Below are 16,235 nucleotides of genomic sequence, written 5' to 3'. Positions count from 1 at the left end.
GTCTATTCTATCAAAAAAAACTCATTTTGTCGCAATAATTGACAACGGCTTAATAAGCCATGGTGTACCATTTTTCTTAACATCTACTACATATTGTCCATTACCAACCCGCTGTGATGGATGATAGTCACTCAACTGCAAATCCTGAACTTGCCAACGTGTTGTTAAAATTTCTAATGCTGTTTGTGTAACATCAAAAATTGTCGCTGCAGCAACATGATAAGCAACTGTTTTCTTTTGTGTGAAAATTAATAAGCCTTTGTTTGCACGTTTTGATCGGTTAATCTCTGAAATTGGCATATACTTGAAAGCACCGTTATCAGCTACAATAGCAACTTGCTGGTTCTCATCACTAATAAACAATGCTGACATGATAGTATCCTCATTGCGGAGATCCATCGCTTTCACACCTGCAGTACGTGGGCCGATTTCTGGTACGTCGGTCAGTTTAAAACGTAGACCTACGCCGTTATGAGAAAGTAACAAAGTTTCCTGATCTTTGGCTTGTTTGAAATACTCTACATTAACGACATAACTATCATCTGTTTTAAGCTTGATTGCCATCGCTGTTTTCTTTTTATAAGCTTTTGGTAACATATCATTTAATGTTGTTTGTTTAATAAAGCCATCATTTGTAACAACAGTAAATGCACCACCCTGATCTAAATTATCAACGGCAATAGTTTTAATAACAAACTCATCTGCATGCCAGTTTGACAATTGTTGTGAAAAATGTTCACCCGTATCTTTCCATTTGGAATCCGGTAATTCATGCACTGGTCGGTAAATCATATTACCTTTATTAGTAAACATAAATAGATGTTGGGTTGTATTAAGTTGACCCTCATATATAGCTAAGTCGCCATCAGCAAGCCCGTTTTCCGAATCAGACGCCTTGTAAGAACGTATTGATGCACGCTTATAATAGCCATTACGTGAAACTAATACCTGTACATCTTCTTCGGCAATTGTGACAGCGGTATCAATCACTAAGTTTTCTACTTCAGCTTCAATTTCTGATCGGCGTGGTGAACGATATGTTTTAGTTATTTCTGTAATCTCGTCACGTAGTACATCATTTAATGCAGCTTTTTCACTAATGATTAAAGTCAAGCGGGCAATTTTTTCTGCTAATGTCGCAAATTCTTCCTCAAGCTGAGTCACATCTGTATTGGTCAATCGATACAATTGCAAAGTCACAATTGCTTCTGCTTGTGGTTGTGTAAATTGAAAACTATCTATCAAATTTTGCGTAGCATCTTTGCGGTTTTTAGACGCACGAATAGTTGCCACAACTTCATCTAAAATAGACAACATCCGAATCAATCCTTCAACAATATGTTGACGCGCCTGAGCTTTAGATAATTCGTACGCTGAACGCTTCAAAACAACTTCTTTTCTGAAGTTTAAAAAAGCTTCCAAACCTTGTTTTAGACTAACATGAACTGGTCGTTGATCATGAATTGCAACCATATTGAAGTTATAAGAAATTTGCAAATCCGTTTTCTTAAACAAATATGTCAAAATACCTTCTGCATTGACATCTTTATTTAGTTCAATAACAATCGACATGCCTTCACGATCAGATTCGTCTCGCACCTCAGAGATACCAGCGACATCTTTATTCAATCGAATACCGTCAATCTTTGACACCAAATTTGACTTCACAACCTCATAAGGTAATTCCGTGATTTCAATTTTTTTCTTGCCACCTTTAAGCTCTGAAATAGCTGTTTTGGCACGTACAATAATTTTACCACGCCCAGTTTTATAAGCCTTTTTTATACCGTCTATTCCCTGAATAATGCCACCAGTTGGAAAGTCAGGTCCTTTGACATATCGCATTAACGCAGACAATGGTGCTTCTGGATGATCGAGCAAATAAACTAGCGCAGCATTTATTTCTTTCAAGTTATGTGGTGGAATTTCCGTAGCATATCCAGCGGATATACCAGTTGCGCCATTAATGAACAAGCTTGGTATACGCGAAGGCAAGACTGTCGGCTCATAAGTTGTGTCATCAAAATTCAACACCATATCGACAGTTTCTTGACCAAGATCTGTCATCATTTCACCAGCAATTTTTGATAATCGCGCCTCTGTATAACGCATCGCCGCTGCTGGATCATTATCAATAGAACCGTTGTTTCCGTTCATATCAATTAAAGGTTCGCGTACTTTCCAATCTTGTGATAAACGAACCATCGCCTCATAGATTGATGAATCACCATGAGGATGAAAATTACCCATCACATTCCCAACAGATTTTGCTGATTTACGATATGGATGGTCGAATGAGTTTCCATCTTGATCCATTGCAAACAGAATACGCCTCTGCACTGGTTTTAAACCATCACGGATATCTGGCAACGCACGTTCTTGAATAATATATTTTGAATAGCGCCCAAAGCGCTCGCCCATCACCGTTTCAAGTGAGAGCTCAGTTATACGATCTGCCATATATGAAATTGCCTATCAAATAGGCATATGTCCTTTCAAATAAAATTACTATATAAATACCGTGCACAACTGTACACGGTATTTCGACGTTTAGTCAAAATATCTTCTCACTAAATCAACGTGATTGGCTATGTTACGATGATTGACCATCGCTATTTTGCCATGTTGTAATCACTGGTTCACTCGTTACTGTATGTTTGACTGATTCATGTTTCCGTATTTTTTCAAAGACATCGTTTGATGTCGAATCATTACCGTCAACTGTATCTAATATTGAACCAGCTTCATCCAAAGTAAAATGAACATTTGCTTCAATCCATTCACGACGTGGTTCAACTTTATCACCCATCAATGTTGTCACACGCTTTTCAGCGAGAATGGCATCATCAATTTTTACTCGAATAAGCGTACGTGACTCAGGATCCATGGTGGTTTCCCATAGCAATGGTGCATTCATTTCACCAAGTCCCTTAAATCGTGTTAACTCATAGCGCGCATCGTTTTGGTTGGTGATTGATTCAAGTTCATCATTTGTCCACGCAAACTTATCATCAATCTTTTTTGATGCATATTTAACACGATATAATGGTGGTAAGGCAATATATACACGTCCAGCTTCAATTAATGGTCGCATGTACTTATAGAAGAAGGTTAACAGTAATGTCTGTATGTGAGCGCCATCATCATCGGCATCAGTCATAATAATAACTTTACTAAAAGCTGTGTCAGCTACTTTAAAGTCTGTGCCCACACCGCCGCCTATGGCATAAATCAATGTTGAAATTTCTTCATTTTTTAGAATGTCTGCCAATTTGGCCTTTTCAGTGTTTAAAACCTTACCACGTAGTGGCAAAATAGCCTGAAATTTGCGATCACGACCCTGTTTAGCGGAACCACCAGCTGAATCTCCTTCAACTAAGAACAGCTCGTTACGTTCAGCATTTTTGGACTGGGCAGGCGCTAGTTTACCTGAAAGTAAACGATCTCTTTGCCCTTTGGTCTTACCCGTTCGGCTCTCATCTCGTGCTTTACGTGCAGCTTCTCGTGCTTCTCGTGCGCGAATGGCTTTTCGAATCAAATTTTGACCAAAATCACCATTCTCCATCAAGAAACGACCTAACGTTTCATTGACAACTGAATCCACAATACCACGTGCCTCTGGTGTACCTAATTTATCTTTTGTTTGTCCTTCAAATTGTAAAAATTGCTCTGGTACACGTAAAGAGATCACTGCAGCAAGGCCTTCACGAACATCTGTACCTTCAAGATTTTTATCTTTTTCTTTTAATAGGTTAACTTTTCTAGCATATTCATTGAAAGCCTTAGTCCAAGCTGTGCGGAATCCCACTTCATGTGTCCCACCATCTTGTGTCCTAACGTTATTAACAAAAGATAACAACGTTTCCGAGTAGCCATCATTATATTGCGCAGCAACTTCAACAGCAATGTCGTTTTGTTGACCTTCAAAGGTCATAACAGGCCCGATTGTTTCTTTCTCTTCATTCAAAAAACCAACAAAGGCTTCTAATCCCTTTTCGTAATGATACGTTTCAACACGTTTAGGTGCGACGCGTTCATCCGCCAGTGTAAATTTCACACCAGACATCAAAAAAGCTGATTCCCGCAACCGCTCAGACAAAGTTTCATACTTATAAACCGTTGCACTAAATATTGTAGGATCAGGTTTAAATGTAACAGTAGTGCCACTACTTTCTTTAGTTACACCAAGGTCACGCAATGTTCCAACTGGTTGTCCACCGTTGATAAAATCTTCTTGCCATTTGTGACCATCACGCACAATCGTTACTTGTAAGCTTTCCGATAAAGCATTAACAACTGATGAACCAACACCGTGTAAACCACCCGACGTAGCATAGCCACCTTGACCAAACTTACCACCAGCATGAAGCACAGTCAAAATAACTTCCGGTGTTGGTTTACCAGATTCGTGCATACCTACTGGCATACCGCGACCAAAGTCTTGTACAGTTATTGCATTATTTTTATGTATAGTTACACGAATATCGTGACCATAGCCACCCAAAGCTTCATCAACTGCATTATCAACAATTTCATAAACTAAATGATGCAAACCACGACCATCAGTTGACCCGATATACATTCCAGGACGCTTACGAACAGCCTCAAGACCTTCTAAAATTTTTATAGAATCTGAATCATAGTGATTTTTTTCTGCCATGAATACTCATATCTTTCTTAATTTCAATACTAATATAGACGAACGACTAATTCACTCATCATGCGTCAATCTATATTATCATAGATGAAAAAATGCATTCTGACAAGTATAAATATTTTATTTTGATTAAGTTACCCCCTCTACTATCTTTTTTTATGCTAAAATTAAATTTGTGTTAATACACAATTATGAGGAGTCTAAACTATGTTTTTAACTATATTAATGTTCATCCTGTCTTACCTTCTGGGATCATTAATGCCCGGTTTTTGGATTGGTAAACTATTTTACCATAAGGATATACGTGACGAAGGATCTGGTAATATTGGCACAACCAATTCATTCCGTGTTCTTGGTACAGTTGCAGGCATTATCACGTTGTCACTTGACCTATTAAAAGGTACAGCAGCAGGCATGTTACCCCTATTATTCCATAGCAATATTAATCCAATGATAGTTGGTATTGCCGCTATCATTGGTCACACCTTTTCAATTTGGATCAAATTTAAAGGTGGTAAGGCTGTTGCGACATCAGCTGGTGTTCTATTAGCCTATAATCCCCATTTTTTCTTTCTAGCTATCTTTGTGTTTATCGTATTATTGTTAATAACATCTATGGTTTCAGTTAGTTCGATGGTAAGTTTTAGTTTTGCAGTCATCGCGTCATTGTTTTATCATGATATCATATTAACAATTGTCGCTACTTGCTTAACTATTTTTGTATTTTATCGACACCGATCAAATATTAAGCGAATTAAAGATGGGACAGAAAGCACTGTGCCATTTGGTATTTATTATAGTATACGTAAAAAACAAAACAAGTAAAAAAGCATTTGCATAAGCAAATGCTTTTTTACTTGTTTTGTTGTGTATCAAAAATGATTGTTACTGGTCCATCATTGATTAAAGAAACTTGCATATTAGCACCAAATTCACCGGTTACAACTGGCAAACCAACCAGTCGTAAACTATCATTAAATTGATTATAGAGTAACGATGCAAATTCTGGCTTGCCTGCAGTTGTGAAACTAGGCCTGTTACCTTTTTTTGTGTTAGCAAAAAGTGTAAATTGAGATATCGAAAGTATGCTACCATTAACATCCTGAATACTTAAATTCAGTCGTTCATCGTTATCTTCAAAGACGCGTAAGTTACTAATCTTGCGAACAAGATAATCAATATCTTTTGATGTATCTTGATCAGAGACACCCACAAGTAACACAAAACCTTGATTTATCTCGCCAACTTTATGCTCATTAATTGAGACACTTGCACTTTTAACACGTTGTAGTACAATTTTCATACTTTATTTAAACTCCGTTGTTCAGTCTACCACTTTTAATGAAATGCACGTTCAACATCATAAACAGCAGGTAAGGTGTTTAACGAATCCATGATGCTGTTTAATTGCACACTATTTTTAACGCCAATTGACAAAGATACTTGTGCCGTACCATTTTTGGTCACATGGCCATTGACTGAATTAACAAATCTCGTTCGGCCATTGACTGAGCGCAACACATCATTTAATAACCCGTTTCGGTTTTCACCGTGCACAGTCAAATCAGCATCATAATTGGGTTTCAAGCCGTTTTCATCTTCCCACTGCACATCAACTAATCGTTGCCCTTGTATTTGCGCTGCTCGAATATTTGGACAACCAATTCGGTGAACAGATATGCCACGCCCCTTGGTAATATAACCCTTAACTTCATCACCAGGAACTGGCGTACAACATCTGCCTAGCCGTACCAATAAATTATCCACACCAGCAATTACTATATCATCTGCTGTCACTTTTTGACGTTGAGTTAGTGCGGTTTCATCACGCTTGATTTCATGTCCTTCTTCAAGCAATTCACGCTGTAACTCATCTGTTTCAGCTACTTGTTGCGCTTCACGAATACCTTCGGTTAATTTATTAGCCACACCTGGTGCAGCTACATCACCATAACCAATTGCTGCCAACATATCATCATATGCATGATAATGTAATGTCTCAGCTGTTTTAATTAAGTTTTCAGTTGATAACAGTTCCGTTGAATCAAAACCAGTATCTCTTAAATTACGTATCAGTAATTCTCGACCGGCTTCAACGTTATCATCACGATCTAACTGTTTAAAGTATTGCTTTATTTTATTACGTGCTCGACGAGTCGACACCAAATCCAACCAATCTCGACTTGGTTTGGCAGTTGAGCTTGTAATAATTTCAATAATATCTCCAGTTTTAATTTTATAGTCTAGGGGTACAATTCGACCATTAATCTTTGCACCAACTGTTTTAATTCCGACATTTGTATGAATTGAAAAAGCCATATCCAGTGGTCCTGCGCCTTTTGCTAATTCAAAAACGTCCCCTTTCGGTGTAAAGGCATACACACGATCGCTAAACAAATCACCTTGCACGCCATCCATAAAATCTTCAGCATTTTTAGCATCTTCTTGAAGTTCTAAAATACCTTGGATCACATTTAAAGTTTGTTGCGTTTGATCCTCTGTTCGAACTTCTTTGCCTGAACCCTTATTTTTTTTATAGGCCCAATGAGCAGCTACACCAAATTCAGCTACTTCATGCATAGTATGCGTTCGAATTTGAACTTCTAGTGGCCGACCACCTGGTCCGATTACGGTAGTATGTAAACTTTGATAACCATTCGCTTTAGGTAAAGCAATATAATCTTTAAACCGGCCAGGTAATGGCATCCATTTTGAATGAATAGCACCGAGCACTGCATATGTATCTGGAATTGTATTTGTTAGTACACGTACAGCTGATAAATCATAAATTTCTTCGAAGGCTTTATGTTTATCAGCCATTTTCCGATAAATTGAATAAATGTGCTTTGGTCGTCCATAGACATCAACATTTTGTAGCTCAAGTTCACGAACAACAGATTCAATTTCAGAGACTGCAGTTTGTACATAACGAATACGTTCCTCACGCTTCATGTTCATTCGTGAGGCTATACTATGATATTTTTCTGGGTTTAGATAACTCAAAGACAAATCTTCAAGCTCCCACTTAATCGTGCTAATTCCTAATCGGTCTGCTAACGGTGCATAAATATCCAAAGTTTCACTAGCAATTCGACGTTGTTTATCTTCACGTAAAGCACCTAATGTTCGCATATTATGCAAACGGTCTGCTAATTTAACGATGATTACTCGAATATCTTTTGACATAGCTAAGAGTAACTTACGATGATTTTCTGCAAGCTGTTCTTGTGAATTTTTATATCTAATTTTACTTATTTTTGTAACGCCATCAATAATGTCAGCAATTGTTTTACCAAATTTCGCTTCGACATCTTCTAGTGTCGCAGGTGTGTCCTCAACAACATCATGTAAATATCCTGAAATCACCGTAGCTGTGTCCATTTTTATTTCTGCTAGTATTCCGGCTACTTGGATTGGATGAATAATGTATGGCTCTCCTGATTTACGCAATTGCTCTTTATGCAAATCAGACGCCCAATTATAGGCTTCCCTCACTTTTTCAGTGTCCGACTCTGACATATACTTTCCCACTAGGTTAAGTACTTCATCACCTGTATATTTCTTTGTTTTTGCCATAATTTTTTGCATACAAATAAGCACACTATCTATGTACCAATTAAGTATATTTCCCTTCATATATTCCGGAAGACACATCACTATTTTAAAAACCGCGATATACCTTTTGACGTTTTTATACGTTATTTAATTATAATAAAATTTTAATATTTTCACAAGGCTAGTCTTATAACGTGCATATTTTTATAAACAGGCATACACTAATAATATGATTTTTAAGAAAGGAACGTACCTATCGATGTCTGAATATGAAAAAGATACACCTCAAAAACTTGAAACACTTTGGCAACGTAATGTTTTTGTTCTATGGTTTGGCGTGTTCATGACAGGTATTGCACTAAGTGAAGTCATGCCTTTTTTGGCTTTATATATTGATACACTCGGAACATTTAGTAAAAATCAGCTAAGCTTCTATTCTGGTGCTGTATTTGCCATCTCATTTCTTGCCACAGCTATCGTATCACCTTTTTGGGGTAAATTAGCTGATATAAAAGGACGTAAATTAATGTTGCTACGTTCGGCATTGGGAATGTCTGTTGTGTTATTTTTAATGGGTAACGTTGCTCATGTTTGGGAATTATTCTTTCTTCGCGCATTACAGGGTATTATGGGCGGATTTGTATCAAATGCTAATGCCCTTGTTGCAACACAAACACCAAAACAACATGCCGGTAAAGCATTGGGTATTTTAGTCACCGGAATGACCGCCGGTAATTTAATTGGCCCGCTATTCGGTGGTATTTTAGCCACTTTTTTTGGTTACCGCACGTCATTTCATATTACCGGTATTATTTTGTTACTTGTGTTTTTTCTGACATTATTTTTAGTGAAAGAATCACCACAAGTTAGCACAACACATACTGCAACTATTTCAACTAAAACCTTGTGGGCCAATGTACCTGATAAACGTTTAATTATTGGTTTATTTGTCACAACCATGTTAGTTCAAACTGTCAATACGTCGATTAATCCAATTATTAGTTTATTTGTTCGTGAATTGATGCATAGTGCTTCAAATGCGACATTCATTGCTGGTATTGTTGCAGCCATGCCGGGTATTGCAACTGTCATTGCGGCACCGCCATTTGGACGTATCGGTGATCATATTGGTACTGATCGGATGATTAAAATTGGTTTCATGATTGCTGTTATTGCTTTTTTACCAACAGCTTTTGTAACCAGTATTGGCTTTCTAATGTTTTTCCGCTTCTTAGTTGGCATTAGCGACGCAACGATGTTACCTGCCATTCAAACTTTATTATCAAAAAGCTCACCAACAGACATGACAAGCCGTATATTTAGCTATAATCAAAGTTTTCAATCCCTAGGTTCTGTTATGGGTCCCATGTTTGGCGCACTTATTGCCAGTATTTTTGATTATCGTGGTATTTTTATTTTCAGTACAATAATCATTATAATCAATGCAACCTTGTTTAACGCGACAACACGCCATTTAAATACTCCAGCGCTATAAAAAAATGCAAGAAGAAGTCTGCAAATTTCTTCTTGCATTTTTTTATGTGTGTTAGTTAAATCAGTAAAATTGATTTACAACCACAGCTCTAATAATTCAGTATTTATTTTTTCAGTTGTCCAGCGTTGCAAGGGCGAATAATTATGACGTTGACTAAAAGGCAATTTCTCGATACTAAGTGCAGCTATTGGTTGATTTTTTTCAGTTAAAAATATTTGTCCAATTCCTGTAAACTGGCCCTTTGTGTGTTTACCTGTTCGCCAATAATTAGGTTTTGCATGCGGTTTTGGTTGATAATGACCAGAGGCATCCTGTTCAACCATGATGCCTGTGTACAGATAAGTATTATATTTTTTACTATCGCTCATAATAATTTACACCAACACCAATTTCAAATCGCGTACCATCAATGACATTACTAGGTTGTAGATGTAATTGATAATTAACATCTGCAGCCACCATACTTAATTGATGTACAATGGGTAATTGATTAACTGTTGTTAACATTTCAATATCTTGCTTGGATAATTCATTTAGTGCTGCTCGTACAGTTAATCTTATCCATGGTATTTGCATGACTTTTGTCATGTAAGCAATTTGCCCAAAAGGCATTGGCCTTAACCAAGAGTTATGTCCAATATCTGATGAATCAACATTTTTTAGCCAATGAATTGTATCTTGATACCAAATAATTTGATAAACCCCAGGATTATCAATACGAGATTGAGATATGCTATGCAACAACTCGGCAACTTGAGGCACAATGCGAATTTCACCAGCCATATGTTGTGTCAAATTGATTGGATAAATTTTCTGACCATCGTAAAATATATTTAAAGCAAATTCAGACTGATTCTCATTGGGTCCATTAGGTGTATGCTTTTCTTTTGGCAATACCATCACTTGTTGTCCTAAATCTCTTAATGCTTTAATTAATTTACGCCGATTACCAGGAATCACAATGATTTTTGGATTTTCTAACTCTACTACACGCATAACATCGGAAATCTCAAGTGGCTCCAAATACTGTTTATCAGCCAAATGTGGTAATAGCGTTGCATCACTTGGATTATTATTCATAATAATCGTCGGATACTGCAATCGACGCAGCTCAGACATTGCAATTGCTGTTGCATATGATCCAGATGCTGCATCCCCCATTCGAAATGCACCAGAACCAATAACAAGTACTGAAGCCTCATTAATTTGAATTGATTCGTTTTCTGATTCATACGTTGCATAATATTGACGCGCATTTTCAGGAAACTCACCGGCTGAGGGCTCGACTGCTTTATAGGTGACGTTAATATCATTTTCTTTGGCTAGTGTACGAATGATGTTAAAATCAGTATGCCAAAAACGTGCAAGCAAACCATCGGACAATCCGTATTTTTTACCCCGACGCAGTGAACGGATACTATCAATATCTGATTCGATTTCCTCTTCTAGTTTATGTAAATGCTGTAATTGATGAAAATAAAACTCATCGATAGCCGTTAACTCAGCGAGTTCATCTATTTCATATCCTCGTTTAATTGCTTCAATTAATAATAATACACGATTATCTTGTGGGTGAATTAACTGTTGAATTAATTCATCATCATTAATATGTGCCATGTTTGTTGGCGAAAAACTAGCGTTATTAAAATGAGCAGATCTAATTGCTTTTTCCAAAGCTTCGATAAATGTACGACCAAATCCAAGCGTTGTCCCAATTGATTTTTGAACACTGTTAAGTTGTCGATTAACCTGAACACCTGCCTCAGCTAATTCACCAAACGGAAAAACTGGTAATTTAACCACAACATGATCCATCATAGGTTCCATCATTGCAGTATTATTTCCAAAATTATGTGGCAAAACAATGTCCTCCAATGCTACGCCCATCGCTAAATTAATTGCAACTAGCATCGTTGGGTAACCCGTGGCGAGTGACATACGTGTTGCCATCTGGTCAATATACGGAGATACTTTGATAATATATATTTTATGCGTGTCATCATCAACGGCAAACTGTACATGCATCACACCTTGTAATTGTAACAAGTCTGCTATTCTAAAGGCGTAATCTCGCATTTGACTAATCAATTGATCCTGAATCGTTAAGATTGGTGACACACTTAACGAATCTGCGGTATGAATGCCTATAGGATCCATATCTTCACTTGCGCCAATTTGCATTTTATTACCACGAAAATCACGCAATACTTCTAAACTAACCTCTTTTAACCCATTAATTGCACGAGAAATGATGACTTCTTGGGTAATAGATTGTAATTTTGCTAAGTGAATAGCATCTTCAAAATCATCTAACCGATCCACAACATGTCGTGTATTCGTTTGATTAGGATGTAATGCCCTCACCATTAACGGTAACTGTAATTCTCTTAATAATTCGTTAGCTTCATCCTGCGCTTTGAGCACATAATTATTGATCACAGGCAAGCCATTATCTGACATAAGTGAGGTTAATGCTGGAATATTATTTACTTTTAATAACATGTCAATAGTCAAGCCTAGTGTGTTTGGTACCGGACCATCACCATGTACCCAACTTTGTACAACTTCAGCCCACAAACGCAATGATGATTTTCCACCGAACAGTGGTGCAACAGTGTCAATATTGTTGTCATGAACGACTTTTTTTAAGTTTTCTACTGTTAATGGTTGCCAAAAAACCGTTGCTGCCAAACTTTCGAGTGACAAAGCATATGGGTTTTCATCTATCAAAAATACTTCGACACCATGTCCGCGGAGTTCTGGCATGACTTGGTAGATAGCCGCATCGTGTTCTGCTTCACGCCCAAAATCATTTGATCCTGCACCGATGAATAGGACGCGTTTTATCTTATTATTGGTTGTAATGTTCAACATAATCTTCTACCGTTTCAAAAAAGTCTGCAAATACAGTTGTTGCCTCCAACGGACCAGGTGCAGCATCTGGGAAAAACTGTACACTAAACGCTGGAAACTCTCGGTGACGCAATCCTTGAACTGCACCGTCAACCAAATCACGGTAAGTCACAAACAATTTTTTGCGGTTAATTGAGTTAGCATCTACCGCATACCCTTGTCCCTGCATCGCGTAAAATATCTGACGTGAAATAATTTCCTGTATAGGATGATTCATACCATGATGTTCCGAAGAAAGCGGCATCAACTCAGCATCATTTGCTAAAGCAAACAACTCATGTCCCAAACCAATTCCTAACATAGGCACTTTGGACTGCAAGACCCGAATTAGCGTGAGGACACTTTCTGGTAAAGTTCTAGGATCACCAGGACCAGTAGACAAAATAATACCATCTGGATCCAAAGTTAAGACTTCTTCAACCGTTGTAGTATAAGGTAACACAGATACATTGGCATCGTAGTCACCTAACATACGTAAAATCCCATGTTTTAAACCAAAATCGATAACAACAATATGTCGTCCACGCCCTGGATTAGCATAGGGTTTTGGTGTGGCAGTATTTTGTACTTGTTTATTTGTCAAAACAGTTGCAACTAATTGGTCAATGGCATGCTCATCAGCGTAATCAACGATGCTTGCTTTCTGCGGTCCAGTTTCACGTAAATGACGTATCAGTTGACGCGTATCAACTTGATATAACCCAGGAATATTATGCTGTTTTAAAAAACGATCTAAATTCATACGGCGTTGACGATTAACTGAGACCTCAGCTAAATCATGAACAATCATACCACTAATTGTGGGCTTAACTGATTCATAAGCTTCTGCGTGAATTCCCGCAGCACCAATTACAGGCATCGCAAAAACAATCATTTGTCCATCGTAAATAGGATCAGTAATGATTTCTTGATAACCAGTCATAGCTGTATGAAAAATAATCTCTCCAAAAGTAGTTGCTGGTGCACCAAAGCCAAGGCCCTGAAACACTGTGCCATCTTCAAGAATTAAGTGACGTTGCATCATATTCTGCACCTATAAGCTCTGCTTAGTTAATCACCAAATTAAACAAAGCTTATACCTCCTAAATTAGTGTACAATTTCAACTGCATCGCGGCCGTCAATTTCTTGTACAAAGACTTTGATTTTTTCATTTTGTGCTGTTGGAATATTTTTTCCAACAAAATCTGCACGGATTGGTAACTCACGGTGACCGCGATCAACTAGGACAGCCAACGCAATAGTGTTTGGTCGACCAATATGAATTAAAGCGTCTAACGCTGCACGGATTGTACGACCCGTAAATAAGACATCGTCAATCAAGACAATGTTTTTATTAGCTATGTTAGTCTTTTCTTCATCATTTAACCCCAAGCTGTCTTCTCGGTTCAAGACATCATCACGAAAATTGGTGATGTCAATTGCCATAACTGGAATTTTAACGCCTTCTAATTGTTCCAAACGACTGGCAATTCGATGTGCCAGAAATTCACCCCGCGTTTTGATTCCTACAAGCACCAAATCTTGTCCGCCTTTATTGCGTTCAATAATTTCATAAGTAATTCGCGTTAATGCACGTTGTAGTGAGGCATTATCAAGTACTTCTTTATTTGGCATAACTATAGCGTAAGCTAATTCTTCAGCTTACTGCTCCTTTCAAATTTAATTAATTGTCACTTTTAATAATTGGTGTTAATGTCGCCAAAGCTGCTTCAAAATAATCTGGTAAATTGCTATCAAACACTAATTTTTCTCCAGTGGTTGGCTGCGTTAATGATAATGTTTTGGCATGTAACATTTGTCCCACTAAATCAACACCAGGTAATTTTTGAGCAGAACCATAAACCGGATCGCCAACAATTGGGTGTCCGATGTATGTCATATGAACACGAATTTGATGTGTCCGTCCTGTCTCCAAACTCACTTTCAATAATGTATAACCCACATATCGCTTAATCACTTCAAAATGAGTTACCGCATTTCGACCGCCTTCTTGCACAGCTTGCTTCTTTCTGTCGACCTTGTGTCGTCCAATAGGTGCATCAATCGTTCCTGAATCTTCAACAAATTCTCCACGAACTAAAGCATAGTAAATGCGATCGTTTTTATGCTCTTTGAGTTGTGCGGATAGTATTTGATGCGCCTGATCATTTTTAGCTACCATGAGTAGTCCACTGGTATCACGATCAATACGATGAACTATTCCCGGTCGGAATTCCCCATTAATCGTTGACAAGGGTGCATGAAATATTAAAGCATTAACTAGTGTTCCTGAAGCATGTCCTGCTGCTGGATGAACAACCATTCCTTGTGGCTTATTGACGACCAGAACATCATTGTCTTCATAAACTATATCAAGTGGTATATCTTCTGCCACAATTTCAGTGGTTACCAACTCGGGAGGTATAATGCTAATTTGATCACCAGTAGTTACTTTATAAGCTCGTTTAACCTTATTACCATTGACTAAAACATGCCCTGTTTGTAACCAATTACTTAATATGGTGCGCGAATATGGTAACTTTTCTTTTGCCAAAATTGCATCTACGCGACCAGATTGGTCGGTTATATTAATAATTATTTGTTCCGTCATGAGTATTCATATATTCCTTAATTTGATTTGCAACGTTTTGACTCAGCCAATACTTTCGATACCGTCCAGCACGCATGAATGATAACACATGTCCATCCAAACGCCAATTATCCATCGTCATAAGGGAAATTTTTTCATAATCCGATACAAATAAGCGTCCTAAAAATAATTTGGATCCTGCGACGTAAATGCGACGACGTGATATAATAAACACACCAAGAACCAATATGACTAGAATATAAGCGATCGGTATCAATTCAATTTTGAAAGCCACTTCACTCCATAATATCACGCCGACCATAAGCAATATCAGCCACCATAGCCAACCAATTTGTCCTGTAATATCTAAAGGTTGGAAAAATCCTCTTTTGGGTATCATTTTTTGCCTCTGTTCTGTTTAAATAAAATTTACTTGCTACACAACTCGTGCGTCAACCACTTTCTATTTTACCATGTATTTTGATTGTATTTTAATAACTTTTCTCAGAAAACAACGTATACTTTAATATAGCCTCTTAACTTAAAATGTAAATTACACACCTACTGAGAACTGTAAAAATTAAGGAATCTACTATGATTACAATATATATTGATGCTGCTCGTGATGTCATTACTGGACAAAGTGCTGCTGGTGCTGTCATTATCATTAATAAAAAACAAGCACAACTCAAAACACATATTGTAAACACCAAAGATAATCATGAAGCCGAATTTCGCGCTACGATATGGGCACTACAGCAATTACCTCCCTCACATGACATCATACAATTATACAGTGATTCACAAATATTGATTGATGCTATGCATAAAAATTACGCTAAACATTATCAAAAATACGTTGACGAAATCATGCAATTATTAAATGGTTTCCCCCTTGTCATGAGTCAATGGTTACCTGAAAAAGAAAATCTTGGCGCACATCACTTGGCACTACAAGCATTAAAAACAGTTCATCAAAAGAAAGACATCAAATAGTTTCCATTATAAAGCGACCTCCAAACATTAGATGTTTGGAGGTCGCTTT

13 protein-coding genes are annotated in these 16,235 nt (G+C 37.4%); 3 read left to right on the top strand and 10 right to left on the bottom strand.

Features of this window, described 5'->3' with window-relative positions; genetic code table 11:
• Window positions 1-21 precede the first annotated feature (21 nt).
• Window positions 22-2,460: a DNA topoisomerase IV subunit A gene (gene parC, locus K5Q13_RS01300; RefSeq protein WP_220739060.1), complete on the bottom strand. Its 2,439-nt coding sequence runs from the start codon at window positions 2,458-2,460 to the stop codon at window positions 22-24.
• 133 nt (window positions 2,461-2,593) lie between these two features.
• On the bottom strand, window positions 2,594-4,660 hold the full coding sequence (gene parE, locus K5Q13_RS01295) for a DNA topoisomerase IV subunit B (protein ID WP_220739058.1): 2,067 nt from the start codon (window positions 4,658-4,660) through the stop codon (window positions 2,594-2,596).
• Between the two features lie 204 nt (window positions 4,661-4,864).
• On the opposite strand from parE, the gene plsY reads away from it, so the two are divergent.
• Window positions 4,865-5,482 carry a glycerol-3-phosphate 1-O-acyltransferase PlsY gene (plsY, locus tag K5Q13_RS01290; RefSeq protein ID WP_220739056.1) on the top strand — a complete coding sequence of 206 codons (618 nt, stop codon included), beginning with the start codon at window positions 4,865-4,867 and terminating at the stop codon, window positions 5,480-5,482.
• A gap of 28 nt (window positions 5,483-5,510) precedes the next feature.
• Here plsY and dtd read toward each other — a convergent pair whose 3' ends face one another.
• On the bottom strand, window positions 5,511-5,960 hold the full coding sequence (gene dtd, locus K5Q13_RS01285; protein ID WP_220739054.1) for a D-aminoacyl-tRNA deacylase: 450 nt from the start codon (window positions 5,958-5,960) through the stop codon (window positions 5,511-5,513).
• A 35-nt stretch (window positions 5,961-5,995) separates the two neighbouring features.
• Window positions 5,996-8,233: a RelA/SpoT family protein gene (locus K5Q13_RS01280; protein ID WP_220739052.1), complete on the bottom strand. Its 2,238-nt coding sequence runs from the start codon at window positions 8,231-8,233 to the stop codon at window positions 5,996-5,998.
• Between the two features lie 238 nt (window positions 8,234-8,471).
• Between K5Q13_RS01280 and K5Q13_RS01275 the strand changes: the two genes are divergently transcribed.
• Window positions 8,472-9,707 (top strand): MFS transporter, encoded by a 1,236-nt coding sequence (locus K5Q13_RS01275; protein WP_246574099.1) that lies wholly within the window; start codon window positions 8,472-8,474, stop codon window positions 9,705-9,707.
• 74 nt (window positions 9,708-9,781) lie between these two features.
• On the opposite strand, the gene K5Q13_RS01270 is transcribed toward K5Q13_RS01275, so the two are convergent.
• From K5Q13_RS01270 to K5Q13_RS01245, 6 genes are all read right to left on the bottom strand, one after another.
• Entirely contained in the window at window positions 9,782-10,075 is a 294-nt protein-coding gene (locus K5Q13_RS01270) for a DUF7671 family protein (RefSeq protein WP_220739047.1), read from the bottom strand.
• Complete coding sequence (locus K5Q13_RS01265) at window positions 10,065-12,581, bottom strand: carbamoyl phosphate synthase preATP-grasp domain-containing protein (protein ID WP_220739045.1); 2,517 nt, start codon at window positions 12,579-12,581, stop codon at window positions 10,065-10,067. Before K5Q13_RS01265 ends, K5Q13_RS01270 begins: the two co-directional genes overlap by 11 nt.
• Window positions 12,559-13,641 (bottom strand): carbamoyl phosphate synthase small subunit, encoded by a 1,083-nt coding sequence (locus tag K5Q13_RS01260; protein WP_220739521.1) that lies wholly within the window; start codon window positions 13,639-13,641, stop codon window positions 12,559-12,561. The genes K5Q13_RS01265 and K5Q13_RS01260 overlap by 23 nt, the downstream gene beginning before the upstream one ends.
• Before the next feature lie 66 nt (window positions 13,642-13,707).
• Window positions 13,708-14,235 (bottom strand): bifunctional pyr operon transcriptional regulator/uracil phosphoribosyltransferase PyrR, encoded by a 528-nt coding sequence (gene pyrR, locus K5Q13_RS01255; RefSeq protein ID WP_220739042.1) that lies wholly within the window; start codon window positions 14,233-14,235, stop codon window positions 13,708-13,710.
• Window positions 14,236-14,284: 49 nt separating this feature from the next.
• Entirely contained in the window at window positions 14,285-15,211 is a 927-nt protein-coding gene (locus K5Q13_RS01250) for an RluA family pseudouridine synthase (RefSeq protein ID WP_220739040.1), read from the bottom strand.
• Window positions 15,189-15,590 carry an EbsA family protein gene (locus K5Q13_RS01245; RefSeq protein ID WP_220739038.1) on the bottom strand — a complete coding sequence of 134 codons (402 nt, stop codon included), beginning with the start codon at window positions 15,588-15,590 and terminating at the stop codon, window positions 15,189-15,191. Before K5Q13_RS01245 ends, K5Q13_RS01250 begins: the two co-directional genes overlap by 23 nt.
• A 194-nt stretch (window positions 15,591-15,784) precedes the next feature.
• On the opposite strand from K5Q13_RS01245, the gene K5Q13_RS01240 reads away from it, so the two are divergent.
• Entirely contained in the window at window positions 15,785-16,186 is a 402-nt protein-coding gene (locus K5Q13_RS01240; protein ID WP_220739037.1) for a ribonuclease HI family protein, read from the top strand.
• Window positions 16,187-16,235 lie beyond the last annotated feature (49 nt).

Origin of the sequence: Leuconostoc miyukkimchii (assembly GCF_019656055.1) — a bacterium.
Classification (GTDB): domain Bacteria; phylum Bacillota; class Bacilli; order Lactobacillales; family Lactobacillaceae; genus Leuconostoc; species Leuconostoc miyukkimchii.
This window is presented reverse-complemented; position numbering and strand designations above follow the sequence as displayed.

Coding starts and splice junctions, on each gene's coding strand:
- parC (WP_220739060.1), bottom strand. CDS start 2,460: ATGGCAGATCGTATAACTGAGCTCTCACTTGAAACGGTGATGGGCGAG.
- parE (WP_220739058.1), bottom strand. CDS start 4,660: ATGGCAGAAAAAAATCACTATGATTCAGATTCTATAAAAATTTTAGAA.
- plsY (WP_220739056.1), top strand. CDS start 4,865: ATGTTTTTAACTATATTAATGTTCATCCTGTCTTACCTTCTGGGATCA.
- dtd (WP_220739054.1), bottom strand. CDS start 5,960: ATGAAAATTGTACTACAACGTGTTAAAAGTGCAAGTGTCTCAATTAAT.
- K5Q13_RS01280 (WP_220739052.1), bottom strand. CDS start 8,233: ATGGCAAAAACAAAGAAATATACAGGTGATGAAGTACTTAACCTAGTG.
- K5Q13_RS01275 (WP_246574099.1), top strand. CDS start 8,472: ATGTCTGAATATGAAAAAGATACACCTCAAAAACTTGAAACACTTTGG.
- K5Q13_RS01270 (WP_220739047.1), bottom strand. CDS start 10,075: ATGAGCGATAGTAAAAAATATAATACTTATCTGTACACAGGCATCATG.
- K5Q13_RS01265 (WP_220739045.1), bottom strand. CDS start 12,581: ATGTTGAACATTACAACCAATAATAAGATAAAACGCGTCCTATTCATC.
- K5Q13_RS01260 (WP_220739521.1), bottom strand. CDS start 13,641: ATGCAACGTCACTTAATTCTTGAAGATGGCACAGTGTTTCAGGGCCTT.
- pyrR (WP_220739042.1), bottom strand. CDS start 14,235: ATGCCAAATAAAGAAGTACTTGATAATGCCTCACTACAACGTGCATTA.
- K5Q13_RS01250 (WP_220739040.1), bottom strand. CDS start 15,211: ATGACGGAACAAATAATTATTAATATAACCGACCAATCTGGTCGCGTA.
- K5Q13_RS01245 (WP_220739038.1), bottom strand. CDS start 15,590: ATGATACCCAAAAGAGGATTTTTCCAACCTTTAGATATTACAGGACAA.
- K5Q13_RS01240 (WP_220739037.1), top strand. CDS start 15,785: ATGATTACAATATATATTGATGCTGCTCGTGATGTCATTACTGGACAA.